The sequence below is a fragment of the Curvibacter sp. GW821-FHT09D12 genome, from assembly GCF_059416245.1.
In genome coordinates this window covers 53444-68956 of the sequence record NZ_JBWKOU010000021.1, presented here as the reverse complement: position 1 = coordinate 68956, position 15513 = coordinate 53444, and the positions used below count along the sequence as shown (strand labels likewise).

Below are 15513 nucleotides of genomic sequence, written 5' to 3'. Positions count from 1 at the left end.
ACTCCTAAGCCTCAAACACCGCAGGCGCTGCGCGCCCGGCTGCATTTTGTAGAAAGCATGCCTGCGGCCTGCTTTTCGGCACACTCGGTATAACGAGACATCCAGAACAAATGATCAGCGGTTCTTGACAACATTCAGTGACTCCTAAGCCTCAAACACCGCAGGCGCTGCGCGCCCGGCTGCATTTTGTAGAAAGCATGCCTGCGGCCTGCTTTTCAGCACGCTCGGTATAACGGGACATCCAGAACAAATGGTCAGCGGTTCTCGACAGCATTCAATATCCCCTCTCAAACTTCCAGAATCCAGGTGTCCTTGGTGCCCCCGCCCTGTGACGAGTTGACCACCAGAGAGCCCTCCTTCAAGGCCACGCGGGTCAGGCCACCGGGCACCATCTGCACCGTCTTGCCCGACAGCACAAAGGGCCGCAGATCGATGTGGCGCGGCGCGATGCCGGACTCGACGAAGGTCGGGCAGCTCGACAGGCTGAGCGTGGGCTGGGCGATGTAACCACTGGGGTTGGCCAGCACCGCGGCGCGGAACTCTTCGATCTCGGCCTTGGTCGAGGCAGGGCCGACCAGCATGCCGTAGCCGCCGGCACCGTGCACTTCCTTGACCACCAGGTCCTTGAGGTTGTCCAGGGTGTACTGCAACTCGTCCTTGTTGCGGCACATGTAGGTGGGCACGTTGTTCAGGATCGGCTTTTCGCCCAGGTAGAACTCGATCATCTTGGGCACGTAGGGGTAGATCGACTTGTCGTCGGCCACGCCCGTGCCCACGGCATTGCAGATCGCCACGTTGCCGGCACGGTAGGCGTTCATGAGCCCGGCACAGCCCAGCGTGGACGTGGGGCGGAACACCTGCGGGTCGAGGAAATCGTCGTCCACCCGGCGGTAGATCACATCCACCCGCTTGAGGCCACGCGTGGTGCGCATCCACACGAAGTCGTCCTTCACCAGCAGGTCCTGCCCCTCGACCAGCTCAACGCCCATCTGCTGGGCCAGGAAGGCATGCTCGAAATAGGCACTGTTGTACATGCCAGGGGTCAGCACCACCACGGTCGGCTCGGCCGTGGCCGGAGGTGCCGAGGCGCGCAAGGTTTCCAGCAGCAGGTCGGGGTAATGCGCCACCGGGGCCACCCGGTGCTGGCTGAACAGGTCGGGGAACAGCCGCATCATCATCTTGCGGTCTTCGAGCATGTAGCTCACGCCGCTGGGCACGCGCAGGTTGTCTTCGAGCACGTAGTACTCGCCGTCGCCATTGGCATTGGGGGCCCGCACGATGTCGATGCCCGAGATCTGCGAGTAGATGTTGTTGGGCACATCGACGCCCATCATCACGCTGCGGAACTGCGCGTTGTTGAGAATCTGATCGGCCGGGATGACACCGGCACGGATGATGTCCTGATCATGGTAGACATCGTGGATGAAGCGGTTCAGCGCGGTGACCCGCTGGACCAGCCCTTTTTCCATCGACTGCCATTCGTGCGCCGGGATGATGCGCGGAATCAAGTCGAAGGGGATCAGGCGCTCGGTGCCTGCACCATCCTCATCCTTGGCGCCATAGACCGCGAAGGTGATGCCCACACGGCGGAAGATCATCTCTGCTTCTTCGCGACGGGCCTTCATCATCTCGGCCGGCTGTCGGGCCAGCCAACGCTCATACGCCTCGTAGTGGGTTCGCACGGGGCTGCCCGCGATGGGCAAACGGGTGTACATCTCGTCAAATTTCAGCATGGACCATCTCCTGCTTTCAGCATAGCAATTTCCGGGCCCAATCTGCACTTGTTTTGTGCACAGCGCTGATCCAAAACGAAAATTTTCCACATCAAGGTAACTGCGGCCACTGCCAGTAGCGGCGATCCAGCACCCGCTGGCAGGTCCAGCGATCCGGATGGCTGCTGGACCAATGCACGGCCCCACATTCAGGGGTGGCTGCCCAGGCGATGTTCAGCCCGGCATATCGGTCCACCACCCGCGTGGCCGGGTGACCGAAGCGATTGCGGTAACCGGCCTGGGCCACCGCCACCGAGGGCTGCACAGCCCGCAGGAACTCTTCACTGGAGGACGTGGTGCTGCCGTGGTGCGGTACCAACAGGAAATCGGCCTTCAAGGGTGCCCCGCGCGCCAGCAGGGCGCGCTCCTGATCCCGCTCGATGTCGCCGGTCAGCAAGGCGGTCTGGCCCTGCGCGTCCTGCACGCGCAGCACGCAACTCAGGGCATTGCTGCGCGCCCCCGGCACCACGTCTGCTGCAGCAGGGTGCAGCACTTCAAAGCCCACGCCATCCCATTGCCAGCGCTCACCGGCGACACAGGCTTGTGCCGGGCGCCCTGCCCAGACGGTCAACCCGCTCCAGGTGGCCCTCAAGTGGGCTTCTGGATAGGCCTGCAGCACCGCCGAAGCCCCACCGGTGTGATCGGTGTCGCGGTGGCTGAGCACCAAAGTGCTCAGGTCAGCGCCCTGCGCCCGCAACAGCGGCACCAGGACCCGCTCGCCCGCATCACTGTCCGGGGAGTACCGGGGCCCCGCGTCATACAGAAGGCTCCGAGTGGCCGTGCGCAACCACACGGCGGTGCCCTGCCCCACGTCAACGGCCAGCAGGTCAAAACGCCCCGGTGCTGGGACGCCCGGCTGCCACAGCAACACCGGCACCAGCAAGGGCAGCCCCAGACAGCGCCAGGCCGGAGGCCAGGGGCCGACACACAGGAGGCCACCCAACCCGCCCGCCAAGACCGCCCAAACCGGTGCCACAGCCGTCGACCAAGTCGCGCCCGGCCATTGCGCCATCCACTGCAAGGCCCACAGCAACAGTTGCAGCGCCTGCTGCGCCAGCCACCACAGGGGCGGCAGCAGGCAGCCCAGCAGGGCCAGCGGCGTGACCACCGCCGTCACCCACGGCACCGCCACCAGGTTGGCCACCAAGCCGACCACCGACACCTGACCAAACAGCAGGAGACTCAGCGGCGCCAGGGCCAGGCCCAGTACGCCCTGCTCGCGCAGCAGACCCAACAGGGGCCTCAGCGCCCTGAGAGACAGCGCCGTGGCCGCCACCTTCGAGGAGGTGGGGCGCCCGACATCCGTGGCAAACAGGACGCCTACTGCCACAAAGCTGAGCCAGAAGCCCGGCTGCAGGCAGGCCCACGGGTCCCACAGCAAGACACCCGCCACCATCACCGACCAAAGCGCGGGCCAGGGCCAGCGGCGCCCCCCCGACTGCAACGCACAGACCAGCGCCAGCATGCCCACGGTGCGCTGGGCCGGAATCCCCCACCCACAGAAGACCGAATAACACAGCGCCACCAGCAGGCCAGCCCAGCGCCCCAGCACCGGCGCCGGACACCACAGGCAGCCCCGCCCCCAGGCGCCAGGCCAACGCGCAGTCTGGCGCCAGAGCCAGGCCAGAACCCGCGCCGACAGCCAGGCCAGCAGGGTGATGTGCAAGCCCGAAATGCTCATCAAATGCGCCACGCCGGTCTGCCGGAACAGCAACCAATCCTCGCGGCGGATGGATCGCTGGTCCCCGGTGACCAGCGCCACCACCACCCCGGCGCCGGTTCCGGGGTCGGCCGCAGCGCCCAAGGTGCTCACGATGGCCTCACGCACTCGCAGCCGCAACCGTTCGACCGGGTAGGCCGCGGTCACGGCCAGCAGGCGTGGCGCCTGCGCAGCCGTGCGGGCGCGCACCCAGCCCGAGGCCAGGATGCCTTGCTCCCACAGCCAGAGTTCATGATCAAAGCCCCCCGGGTTTCGCGCACCATGCACGCGCTTGAGCCGCACCGTGAAACGCCAGCGCTGGCCCGGCACCGGGGCCTCGGGCGCGGCGACGGCCAGGCCTGAGGCCGCAACGACACCGCCCATCAGCCCCTCGACCAGATCGCGCTCACCCTCCTCGTCCGCACCTGGGGGGCTGGCGGGGTGTTGCAGCGGGTTCCAACCCAACAACAGGTCGGGCGGCAACGCCACGGGTTGCCCCTGCAGTGCAGCGGATTCAACCCGCAGGACAAAGCGCCAACCCCAGGGCCCCGCCTGCGGCAGGCTGGCCACCTGTCCCACCAGCACCAGATCCCGCCCCTCCAGCTCAGGCGCCAGCGCCTGCTGCAGCAACTGAGCCGCCCGCAAGCCCGCGCCGCCCCAGGCCACGGCCCCCGCCAGGGCCGCCACCAGCGCCAGCCGGGCCGGGGACGCCACGGCGGCACGGCGTCGGCCCCAGGCCACGCCAAGCAAGCCGAGCAGCCCGAAGAACAGCACCGCAACATACACGCCAGAGGCTGACAGCCGGCCTTGCTGCACCTGCAGCAGGGTTCCGGCCAGGACCCCCAGCCCCAACACCCCCCAAGCCCGCCAGGGCAGACGCCAGCGCGCGCCGGCCTCGCGGCTCAGGTGCAACGACGCTGACTCACGCCGGGAAATCCAGTTCATCAAGCATCCTAGGGACGACCACCGGCAGCCCACCGGGGTCACAGGGGGTCCCCGTGCATTTGCGGCCCCCTCGGTGCACTCGGTCGGGCCGCCGGTCCTGCCCTCACGGGAAACTGTGGTGACCGGATTGCATCAAACTCAAAGAAGTGACCCGGCACCGTCGAATTGACACACACAGTGGCGCGGCTCTTGCTAGGATGAGCTTAGAGCCTGTTCAATGTCTCCCTCGGTCCGTGCGAGACATTGAACAGGCTCTTAGAGGCTGCCAACCCGAGGCGGCCGTTTCCCGGCACTTTTGCCAGAGAGACAAGACGAATGTCGATCCACGCTGCACTGAACCACGTCACCCACTACCGCTATGACCGGCCCGTCAACCTGGGCCCCCAGGTGGTCCGCCTGCGCCCGGCACCGCACTGCCGCAGCAAGGTCATTTCCTACTCGCTGCGCATCGAACCCGAAAACCATTTCATCAACTGGCAGCAAGACCCGTTTGCCAATTACCAGGCCCGCCTGGTCTTCCCCAACCCCACCACAGAATTCAAGGTCACGGTCGATCTGGTGGTCGAGATGGCGGTGTACAACCCCTTCGACTTTTTTCTGGAGCCTGCGGCCGAGAACTTCCCGTTCCAGTATGAGGAGCTGGTCAAGCAGGAACTGGCGCCCTACCTCGCCACCGAGCCCCCGACACCGCTGCTGAAGAAATACCTGGCCGAAATCGACCGCAGCGAATGCCGGACCATCGACTTTCTGGTGCGCCTGAACCAGAAGCTGCAAAACGACATCCGCTACCTGATCCGCATGGAACCCGGTGTGCAAACGCCTGAGGAAACCCTCGGCAATGCCTCGGGCTCCTGCCGTGATTCAGGCTGGCTGCTGGTGCAATTGATGCGCCACTGCGGCCTGGCGGCCCGTTTTGTGTCGGGCTACCTGATCCAGCTCAAGCCTGACGTGAAGGCGCTCGACGGCCCCAGCGGCACCGAAGTCGACTTCACCGACCTGCACGCCTGGTGCGAGGTCTACCTGCCCGGCGCCGGCTGGATCGGCCTGGACCCCACCTCGGGTCTGCTGGCCGGCGAGGGCCACATTCCGCTGGCCTGCACGCCGCAGCCCTCGGGGGCCGCCCCCGTTGAAGGGGCGGTCGACAAGTGTGAAGTCGAGTTCAGCCACCACATGGAAGTCACGCGCATCTACGAATCGCCGCGTGTCACCATGCCCTACACCGACGAACAATGGGCCCGCGTGCTGGCCCTGGGCGAAGCGGTGGATGCCGAACTGGTGGCGGGCGATGTGCGCCTGACCCAGGGCGGCGAGCCCACCTATGTGGCCACCGACGACCGCGAAGGCGCCGAATGGAACACCGACGCCTTGGGCCCCACCAAGCGCGCCTACGCCACCGAGCTGGTGCACAGGCTGCGTGACGAATATGGCCAGGGCGGCTTCCTGCACTTTGGCCAGGGCAAGTGGTACCCGGGTGAGCAGTTGCCGCGCTGGGCCCTGTCGATCTGCTGGCGGGCAGATGGCCAGCCGGTCTGGAACAACCCGGCCCTGTTCGCCGACGAACGTGTCACGGCCCACTACACCGCCGCCGACGCCCAGCGCTTCACCAGCACCCTGGCCGGCAAGTTGGGCATGACCGACCAGTACATCGAAGCGGGCTACGAAGACACCTGGTACTACCTGTGGCGCGAGCGCCGCCTGCCCGTCAACGTCGACCCCTTCAACTCCAAGCTCGACGACGAGATGGAGCGCGTGCGCCTGCGCCGCGTGTTCGATCAGAAGCTTGACTCGGTGGTGGGCTATGTGCTGCCACTGGATGTGAACCCCGACGCCGACAACCCGGCCATGGTCGGCCCGCGCTGGCAGACCGGCCCGTGGTTCTTCCGCGACGAGCGCATGTACCTGATCCCGGGCGATTCGCCCATGGGCTACCGCCTGCCCCTGGACTCCCTGCCCTGGGTCAGCAGCGCCGAGTACCCCTACATGGTCGAGACCGACCCGATGGCCCCGCGCTCCACCCTGCCGGCTGCCCAGGCCCTGCACAGCCGCTACGCCAGCGGCAGCACCGACCTGCGCGGCGTGCCCTACATCGCGGGCACGGCCAGCCCGGGCGAAGCCCAGCGCCGCGTCCAGGGCCTCGGCACCGGCCCAGGGGGCCAGAACGGCCAGGGCGATGGCGACGCCGCCACCCAGCCCGGCCAACCCCAACCCGGCCGATGGGACTTGGCGCCCGCCCGTGGTACCTCGGCCCACTGGATCACCCGCACTGCCCTGTGTGTCGAGGCGCGCAACCCGGCGCGCGCCAACGGCCCCAAGGTCGAGGCGGCCAGCGTCAAATCGAGCCTTCTGTACATCTTCATGCCCCCGCTTTCGCGGCTGGAAGACTACCTGGACCTGTTGGCCGCCATCGAGGCCACAGCCGAAGAACTGGGCGTTCAGATCGTGCTGGAGGGCTACCCGCCACCACGCGACCCGCGCCTGAAGCTGCTGCAGGTCACCCCGGACCCGGGGGTCATCGAGGTGAACATCCACCCGGCGCACAACTGGAAACAATTGGTGCAGCACACCGAGTTCCTGTACCAGGCTGCCTTCGAGTCGCGCCTGACGGCCGAGAAGTTCATGACCGACGGTCGGCACACGGGCACCGGGGGCGGCAACCACTTTGTACTGGGCGGCGCCACGCCGGCCGACAGCCCCTTCCTGCGCAAGCCTGAGCTGCTGGCCAGCCTGATCCTTTACTGGCACAACCACCCCTCGCTGAGCTACCTGTTCTCGGGCATGTTCATCGGCCCGACCAGCCAGGCCCCGCGCGTGGACGAAGCCCGCAATGACCAGCTCTACGAACTCGAGATCGCGCTGCGCGAGATCGAGCGCAACCGCGAGCTGTACGGCCAGGACATGCCGCCCTGGCTGGTGGACCGCACCCTGCGCAACATCCTGGTCGACGTCACCGGCAACACCCACCGCAGCGAGTTCTGCATCGACAAGATGTACTCGCCCGACAGCAGCACCGGCCGTCTCGGCCTGCTGGAACTGCGGGCCTTCGAAATGCCGCCGCACGCCCGCATGAGCATTGCCCAGCAACTGCTGCTGCGCGCCCTGATCGCCCGCTTCTGGAAGCAGCCCTACAAGGCGCCCGTCACCCGCTGGGGCACCCAGTTGCACGACCGCTGGCTGCTGCCCACCTTCGTGCGGCAGGACTTCAACGACGTGATGGCCGAGATGCGCCAGGCGGGCTACGCCTTCGACGACGCCTGGTTTGCCCCGCATTTCGAGTTCCGCTTCCCGCTGGTCGGCAACGTGCAGTCCATGGGCATCGAGCTGACACTGCGCAACGCGCTGGAACCCTGGCACGTGATGGGCGAGGAGGGCTCGGCCGGCGGCACGGTGCGCTACGTCGACTCGTCACTGGAACGCATCGAGGTGCATGTGAGCGGCTTCAACGATGCGCGCCATGTGGTCACCGTCAATGGCCGACCGCTGCCGCTGCAGCCCACCGGCATCGAGGGCGAATTTGTCGCCAGCGTGCGTTACAAGGCCTGGAACCCACCTTCGGCCCTGCACCCCAGCATCGGCGTGCATGCGCCCCTGGTGTTCGACATTGTCGACAGCTGGATGAAACGCTCGGTTGGGGGCTGCCAGTACCACGTGGCCCACCCGGGCGGGCGCAATTACGTGACCTTCCCGGTCAACGCCTACGAGGCCGAAAGCCGCCGCCTGTCGCGCTTCTTCCGCATGGGCCACACCCCGGGCACCCTGCAGGTGCCCGAAGCCACCGTGGGCGTGCCGGGCAGCCGTGAGTTCCCCTTCACGCTCGACCTGCGGCGCTGAGCTGGCCTGGTGTTTCGTGAAATCGTCCTGCCTCAACAGCATGACGGTTTCATGACTTGCATCAGGTCAACAAGCCGCTCATGGGACAATGACGCCCGTGGAACCGACCTCCCCCCTCTCGTCCGAGCCCTCTCACACGCGCCCGCCCCAGCAGGCGCGTGATCTGGTGCTACCCGCCACCCAAGGCCATTACGACGAATTGCGCGGCGAAGAAGCCACGGCGGCCGAAGCGGCCGACGGCGGCGCAGCCCCCGGCTTCACCGGCCCCTGGAGCGACTTCTTCAAGCACCTGGGCAGTGAAGGCCTGGCCGACCTGGACCACCGCGAGGCCAGCCTCAAGCGACAGATCCGGGACAACGGCGTCACCTACAACGTCTATGCCGACGCCTCGGGCCCCCAACGGCCCTGGTCGCTGGACCTGTTTCCGCTGATCATCAGCCCCGAAAGCTGGCAACAGATCGAAGCCGGCGTGTTGCAACGCGTGCGCGTGCTTGATCGCGTGATGGCTGACGTCTACGGCCCGCAGCACCTGCTGTCCAGCGGCCTGCTGCCCGCCGCGCTGGTGCAAGGGCATCCGGGCTATCTGCGCGCCATGAAAGGCGTCAAACCCGTGGGGGGCAGCCACCTGCACATCGCCGCTTTTGACCTGGCCCGTGGCCCCGACGGCAACTGGTGGGTGGTGTCTCAGCGCACCCAGGCGCCTTCAGGTCTGGGCTACCTCCTGGAAAACCGGCTGGCCGTGTCGCGCCAGTTCCCCCAGGCCTTCGAGGCCATGCACGTGCAGCGCCTGGCGGCCACCTACCGCGCGCTGATCGAAGGCCTGAAGGCCATGAGCCCGGCCGGTGCCGACTCGCACATCGCCCTGCTGACCCCGGGCCCGTACAACGAAACCTATTTCGAGCACGCCTACCTGGCGCGCTACCTGGGCCTGACCCTGGTCGAAGGCAGCGACCTGACGGTGCGCGATCAGCGCCTTTACCTCAAGACCCTGCAGGGCCTCAAGCCCGTGCATGGCCTGCTCAAACGGCTGGACGACGAGTTCCTCGACCCGCTGGAACTGCGTCCCGACTCCACCCTGGGCGTGCCTGGCCTGTTGCAGGCGATCCGCGCCGGCCACGTGCTGGTGGCCAACACCCCGGGCTCGGCCTTCCTTGAATCCCCCGCCTTGCTGGGCTTTCTGCCCGCCCTGGCGCGGCATCTCCTCAACGAAGAACTGCAACTGCCCGCCCTGCCCACCTGGTGGTGCGGCGAGCGCGCAGCCCTCGAAGAGGTGTTGCCCCTGCTGAGTGAGTCGGTGATCAAGCCCACCTACCCGGCCAGCGCCGGCCGGCACTGGTTCGAATCGGTGTCGGGTCCCACGTTGTCGCAGCGCCAGCTCGATGAATGGGCAGGCCGCATCCTGCGCCAGAGCGACGAGCACACGGTACAGCAGCGCCTGCCTCTGTCGCAGATGCCGGTGTGGCGCCAGGTCAAGGGCCAGGGCCGGCTGGCCCGCCGCTCGGTGATGCTGCGCGTCTTCGCGGTCGCCGATGGGCCGGGCTCCTGGCAGGTGTTGCCAGGCGGCATGGCCCGCATTGCCAGTGCCAATGCCGAGATTGCCTCGATGCAACGCGGCGGCAGCAGTGCCGACGTGTGGGTGCAGACCGAGGGGCGCGTGGACAGCACCAGCCTGCTCAACCCCCACCCTGGCGTGGCCGCCGTGGTGCAACGCAAGCGCCTGGTCACCAGCCGGGCGGCCGAGAACCTGTTCTGGCTGGGCCGTTACACCGAACGAACCGAGAACACCTTGCGCCTGGCCCGGCTCACGCTGGCCTGTCTGAACGGCGACGACCAATCCGCCCAACCCTTGCTGGCCTGGCTCAGCGACATGGCCGTGTTCGGTGGCCTGGTGCTGCCCAGTGTGCCGCCCGCCACCCAGGCCCGCCGCGTGTTCGAGCGCTCGCTGATCGATGGCCTGGACAAGACCAGCCATGCCAGCAGCGTGGGTTTCAACCTGCGCGCCTTGCGCCAGTCGGCCTCGGCCGTGCGCGAGCGGCTGTCGCAAGAACACTGGAACGTGATCATGCAGGCCGAAGACGAATTCTTCAGCCGATGCAAGGCAGCGGCATCCACAGGCGCCATGGGATCGACGGATGCGCTTCAGACCCTGGAGATCACCAGCGGGCACCTGGCAGCCATCACCGGGGGCCAGACCGACCGGATGACCCGCGATGACGGCTGGCGCCTGCTGTCCATCGGGCGCCACATCGAACGCCTGGCCTTCCTGGCGTCGGCGCTGTCGCTGGGCCTCAAGGCCGGCGCCCTGCACGACGATGCCGGCTTTGAGGCCACGCTGGCCCTGTTCGACAGCACCATCACCTTCCACGCCCAGTTCCAGCAAAGCCGCGAGTTGCCTGCCCTGCTCGACCTGCTGGTGATGGACCGCGACAACCCCCGCTCGCTGGCCTGGGTGGCCCAGACCCTGCGCGGACGTCTGGCCCGCCTGGCCGGCAGTGCGCCGGGCCAGTTGAGCACGCTGTCACTGCTGATCCCCAACCCCGACATCTGGAGCCTGGAACAGCTGTGCAGCGAAGAGCCCCACCCTGCGCCCAGCGAGACCCAGCCACCGCTGGCCGAGCTGCTGGCCCTGTGCACCAGTTCGGCCTACAACATCTCCGACGAGATCAGCGCCCAGTACTTCACCCACTCGGGCGAAGCACGGCAAAGCCTGGGAGCCTGAAGCCATGCGACTCGGCATCACCCACGAGACCCGCTACGACTACAGCCCCCAAGTGGAAACCGCGCAGCACATGGCGCATCTGAAGCCGCTGCAGACGGCCACCCAGACCCTGGTCAGCCATCGGCTGGCCATTGAGCCTGAAGCCGCGCAAACCAGCGAGACCCGTGATGTGTTCGGCAATGCGCGTGCCTTTTTCTCGTTGCAGACGGCCCATGCCGAATTGTGCGTGCTCGCCCACAGCGTGGTCGAGACCCGCGAGCCGCCACAGCCGCCCCTGGGGCCGGACGGCAGCCTGCCCTGGGAACAGGTGCGCGAACGCTTCCGCTACCGTGCCGGTGGCCGCTACGACCCAGCCGCCGAATTCGTGTTTCCATCGGTCTATGTGCCGCGGCACGACGATTTTCTGACCTACGCCCGCCCCAGCTTCGGAGCCGGCGTCAGTGTGCTCGATGGGGCTCAATCGCTGATGCAGCGCATCTTTGAAGACTTCACCTACGCCTCCAACAGCACCGAGATCAACACGCCGGCCGTCGAGGCCCTGGCCCAGCGCAAGGGCGTGTGCCAGGATTTCGCGCACATCATGATCGCCTGCCTGCGCGGCCTGGGCCTGCCGGCCCGCTATGTGAGCGGCTATCTGCTGACCACCCCGCCGCCGGGCCAGCCGCGCCTGGTGGGCAGCGACGCCTCCCATGCCTGGGTGGCGGTGTACTCACCCGGCGAGGATGGTGGGCTCGGCCAATGGTTCGATTTCGACCCCACCAACAACCGTTCTCCGGGCGAAGACTACGTGACCCTGGCCATCGGCCGCGACTACGCCGACGTGTCGCCCATGCGCGGGGTGATCCATGGCGGGGCCAACCACCGTTTGAACGTGGCCGTGACCGTGGAGCCCTTGGAGGGTGCTTTCGATCTCGCATGAACTCGCGACAAATCGTCTGCACGTTCTTAGAAATTCAATCACTTCTTTTCAAGCCCCAGAAGGCCGGCTCACGGCACGGCTGCGGCGGCAAGGCGGCACAATGCGTCTTTCGGCTTCGGCCGGCCCGCCCAACCCTTTTCAGGACGCCTTTCCATGAGCATTTACGACAAGCTGCAAGCGCTGAACATCCAACTGCCGCCCGTGGCCGCCCCGGCTGCGGCCTATGTGCCCTTTGCCCAGACCGGCAATCTGGTCTTCCTCTCGGGCCACATCGCCAAGAAGGACGGCAAGCCCTGGGTCGGACAGTTCGGCCGCAACATGGCCACCGAAGAAGGCAAGGCCGCCGCCCGTGCCGTGGCCATCGACCTGATGGGCACCCTGCACGCCGCCGTGGGTGACCTGAACAAGGTCAAGCGCATCGTCAAGGTGATGAGCCTGGTCAACTCCAGCCCCGATTTCACCGAGCAGCACCTGGTCACCAATGGCGCCAGCGAGCTGCTGGGTGAAGTGTTCGGCAGCGAGCGCGGCGCCCACGCCCGCAGCGCCTTTGGGGTGGCCCAGATCCCGATGGGTGCTTGCGTCGAGATCGAACTGATTGCCGAGATCGAGTAAGCGAGCCAACCATCAGAAGCCGGCCCGTGAAAGCGGGCCGGCTTTTTTTCGTCCTATCGCACCATCACCCTCGAAAATTAGCATCCGCCCACTGGCGTCGCGCGCCTTTGTTTATTCAGAACTGTTGAGTGCTGCCACCAGGATCACAGTTCCCTAGACTGCGCTTCTCACGAGGAAGCAGCATCGTTGGACGCCCTGACAAAGCAATATTTCGACGCCACAACGGTCACCATCAGAGACCAGACAGACAAGGCCGTCACCCACTGGTTTGACGGAGACCTGCTCAGCCTTGCAAGGCTTTCAGGCGCACCCACACAATCCACGCTCACGATCTCGTACTGGAAGGGCATCGGCTTCGAACTGGTCGCGACAGGCCCCCACATCTGCGGTGAGATGGTGCGCCGCATTCTTCAACAGGAGCACACCAAGCAGCCTTCACTGTTCATCCAGAACGTGGTCTTTGAGCTTCCGGTGAAACTCCAGCGCCAGAAAATTGGCGTCCGAAGCCTTGCGATTGAGCTCTATGAGGCCCAACGAACCGGACAATTTGCCCATGTGGCGGTATCAGCCGCGGGCAATGCCAGCACACTGAATCCCGAGCATCCGAGGGACTACCTGAACGGCTACCTGGTGTGGCCTCTGCTCGGTTTTGATGGCCCCATCCCGGCCCACAAGCTGCAGGCGCTGTATCCCCATCAACGGGTCTCAGAGGTGCTGACAACACCCGGAGGTGCCCAGGCCTGGGCAAGCCATGGGGATTACTGCCAGTTGCAGTTCGACCTGACCGAAGGCGCCAAGTCCTGGATTGTCCTGAACCGGTACCTGCAAGATAATCGCATCGAGGTGACACCATGAACTTTGACGCCGTCCGGGCCTGTTTCCAACCCATGAGCAACAGCCAGTTGGATGCGCTTGAACGCATGGCCCATCAGGCCCAAGCCCCCCTGGCTGTAGGCCTTGATGAAGTTGGCATGACAAGACTGGCTCAGCAGGTTTCAACCGATGCATGTGGGGTTCAGGAAATCCCGCCGAGGTGGCCCGGCCTCACGCAGCAGGACTGATCTCACGCAGCCCCACGCAACAGGCGGCTTCGGCCGCCTTTTTTGCATCGACTGCGCCCCCAGGCAACTCAAAAGCTTTCCCAATCATCCTGAGCACCGGCGGCCGGAGCCGAGGCAATGCGGGGCGCCGCGGGCGCCGGGGCCTTTGCGGTCTTGACCGCCGACAAGGCCGGCGCCGGGGTCGATCGGGCCACGGGCTTGGCGGGCTGAGGCAGGGGCGCCCTGGCTGGCGCGCTTCGCATCGGCGCCAGGCTGGCACCACCGTGTCCAGCCATCTTGAAGGTGCCCACCACCTGGGCCAGTTGCTCGGCCTGCTCACGCAGGCTTTGCGCGGCGGCCGCACTTTGCTCCACCAGGGCGGCATTCTGCTGGGTCATCTGGTCCAGGCTGGCCACCGCCTGGTTCACATGGGCGATGCCGCCGCTTTGCTCGTTGGCCGCGGCCGTGATCTCACCGATCATGTCGGTGACGCGTCGCACCGAGCTCACGATGTCGCCCATGGTCTGGCCCGCATCGGTGACCAACCGGGTACCGTTCTCGACCCGTTCGACCGAGGCACTGATCAGGGTTTTGATCTCACGTGCAGCTTCGGCACTGCGCTGGGCCAGGCTGCGCACCTCGCCAGCCACCACGGCAAAGCCACGGCCCTGCTCCCCGGCACGGGCCGCCTCAACAGCCGCGTTGAGGGCCAGGATATTGGTCTGGAAGGCAATCCCGTCAATCACACCGATGATGTCGGCGATGCGTTTGCTGCTGGTCTGGATCTCATCCATGGTGGAGACCACCTGCTGCACCACGGCACCGCCTTTTTCGGCCACCAGCGAAGCGCTGGCCGCCAGGCTGCTGGCCTGCTGTGCCGATTGGGCGCTGTGCTGCACGGTGTTGGTCAGGTTGTCGAGTGCCGACGCACTTTGCTGCAGATTGCTCGAGGTCTGTTCGGTGCGCACCGACAGATCGTTGTTGCCGGCGGCAATCTCGCTGCTGGCCAGGGCAATGCTGTCGGTGCTCTGGCGCACCCTCGCCACGGTCTGGGCCAGCGATTGGCTCATGGCCACCAGCGAACGCAACAGTTCGCCAAACTCGTCCTGCCGATCGGACTCCAGCGTGGTGCTCAAGTCGCCTTCGGCAATGCGTGCAGCGAGGCGGTTGGCCTGGCTCAAGGGCTTCACGATGCTTCGGATCAAGCCGTAGGCGCCCCACAGAATGGCGATCACGATGAGGGCAATGCACACCGCAGCCACCTTCACGGTCAGCAGGCGGGACTCGGCGATCTTCTGCTGGCTTTCCTGGGCGTGCTGGTGCTGTAGCGTGACAAAACCGTTGAGGTCTTCGAGGTAGGTGGCCAGGGCCGCCTTGAAGCGTCCGTTGGCCAGCTCCGCCACCTCATTGGCCTGCCCTGCAGCCCGCAGCTGCCGCCCCTGCTCACGCAAGCCAAGCATCACCTGGCGACTGGCCGCGATCTTGGCCAGTTGCGCGTTGTCCGAAGGCTCGTCGGCCACGGCTTCAATGGCCTTTTGCAACTCGCCGATCTGGGCCGTCGTGCTGGCAATGGCCTCTTTCAAAGCCACGGCCAGCGCCGGGTCCGAACTCAACAGCACCGAATAGGTGCGCGCCGAGTTGGCCTGGGTCAGGCCGGCCCAGCGCGTGGCCTTGTCGATGCGCGCCGCATAGGCGGCTGACTGGCGATCGCTTTCAGCCTGGACTGCCGCTGAGCGGTACGCCGCAAAGCCGATCACGCCCAACAAGGCAGCAATGATCAAGGCCACCGCGAGCCACAACTTGGTAGCCATCTTCAAATTGGCAATTTTCATGTTCTGCTCCTCAGAGTCCGACGCGCCGACCTCCTGGTGAGCATAGACCCAAGCAACAAACGGATGGCCATGCCAAGGTGCAGATCGGGGTTTACACCTTGTTAACAGCAGTCATTGTAATCATATTTATCGAAATTTATTGATAAA

At 66.0% G+C, this 15513-nt stretch carries 10 protein-coding genes and 1 pseudogene; 6 read left to right on the top strand and 5 right to left on the bottom strand.

Annotation, left to right across the window (positions count from 1 at the left end; translation table 11 throughout):
- Positions 1 to 11 precede the first annotated feature (11 nt).
- The 4 genes and pseudogenes from AC07PT_RS24565 to AC07PT_RS24550 form a co-directional block, all read right to left on the bottom strand.
- The gene (locus AC07PT_RS24565) at positions 12 to 134 is read right to left on the bottom strand and encodes an alpha-E domain-containing protein (protein ID WP_494658450.1); all 123 of its coding nucleotides are present in this window, start codon (positions 132 to 134) and stop codon (positions 12 to 14) included.
- Positions 135 to 205: 71 nt separating this feature from the next.
- Positions 206 to 274 (bottom strand): annotated as a pseudogene (locus tag AC07PT_RS24560) (alpha-E domain-containing protein); the annotation flags it as partial.
- A gap of 13 nt (positions 275 to 287) precedes the next feature.
- Positions 288 to 1733, bottom strand: a complete 1446-nt coding sequence (locus tag AC07PT_RS24555; RefSeq protein ID WP_492348700.1) for a circularly permuted type 2 ATP-grasp protein — start codon at positions 1731 to 1733, stop codon at positions 288 to 290.
- A gap of 91 nt (positions 1734 to 1824) precedes the next feature.
- Positions 1825 to 4416 (bottom strand): DNA internalization-related competence protein ComEC/Rec2, encoded by a 2592-nt coding sequence (locus tag AC07PT_RS24550; RefSeq protein WP_494658449.1) that lies wholly within the window; start codon positions 4414 to 4416, stop codon positions 1825 to 1827.
- Between the two features lie 315 nt (positions 4417 to 4731).
- On the opposite strand from AC07PT_RS24550, the gene AC07PT_RS24545 reads away from it, so the two are divergent.
- The 6 genes from AC07PT_RS24545 (at position 4732) to AC07PT_RS24520 (ending at position 13555) form a co-directional block, all read left to right on the top strand.
- Positions 4732 to 8244: a transglutaminase family protein gene (locus AC07PT_RS24545; protein WP_494658448.1), complete on the top strand. Its 3513-nt coding sequence runs from the start codon at positions 4732 to 4734 to the stop codon at positions 8242 to 8244.
- Between the two features lie 88 nt (positions 8245 to 8332).
- Complete coding sequence (locus AC07PT_RS24540; RefSeq protein WP_494658447.1) at positions 8333 to 10963, top strand: circularly permuted type 2 ATP-grasp protein; 2631 nt, start codon at positions 8333 to 8335, stop codon at positions 10961 to 10963.
- 4 nt (positions 10964 to 10967) lie between these two features.
- Positions 10968 to 11882, top strand: coding sequence for a transglutaminase family protein (locus AC07PT_RS24535; protein ID WP_492348696.1), 915 nt, complete (start codon positions 10968 to 10970; stop codon positions 11880 to 11882).
- Between the two features lie 153 nt (positions 11883 to 12035).
- Positions 12036 to 12494 carry a RidA family protein gene (locus tag AC07PT_RS24530; protein ID WP_492348695.1) on the top strand — a complete coding sequence of 153 codons (459 nt, stop codon included), beginning with the start codon at positions 12036 to 12038 and terminating at the stop codon, positions 12492 to 12494.
- Positions 12495 to 12680: 186 nt separating this feature from the next.
- Positions 12681 to 13349, top strand: a complete 669-nt coding sequence (locus tag AC07PT_RS24525; RefSeq protein WP_494658446.1) for a hypothetical protein — start codon at positions 12681 to 12683, stop codon at positions 13347 to 13349.
- Entirely contained in the window at positions 13346 to 13555 is a 210-nt protein-coding gene (locus AC07PT_RS24520) for a hypothetical protein (protein ID WP_494658445.1), read from the top strand. The genes AC07PT_RS24525 and AC07PT_RS24520 overlap by 4 nt, the downstream gene beginning before the upstream one ends.
- A gap of 68 nt (positions 13556 to 13623) precedes the next feature.
- Here the strand turns inward: AC07PT_RS24520 and AC07PT_RS24515 are convergent, their stop codons facing one another.
- The gene (locus tag AC07PT_RS24515) at positions 13624 to 15366 is read right to left on the bottom strand and encodes a methyl-accepting chemotaxis protein (RefSeq protein WP_494658444.1); all 1743 of its coding nucleotides are present in this window, start codon (positions 15364 to 15366) and stop codon (positions 13624 to 13626) included.
- Positions 15367 to 15513 lie beyond the last annotated feature (147 nt).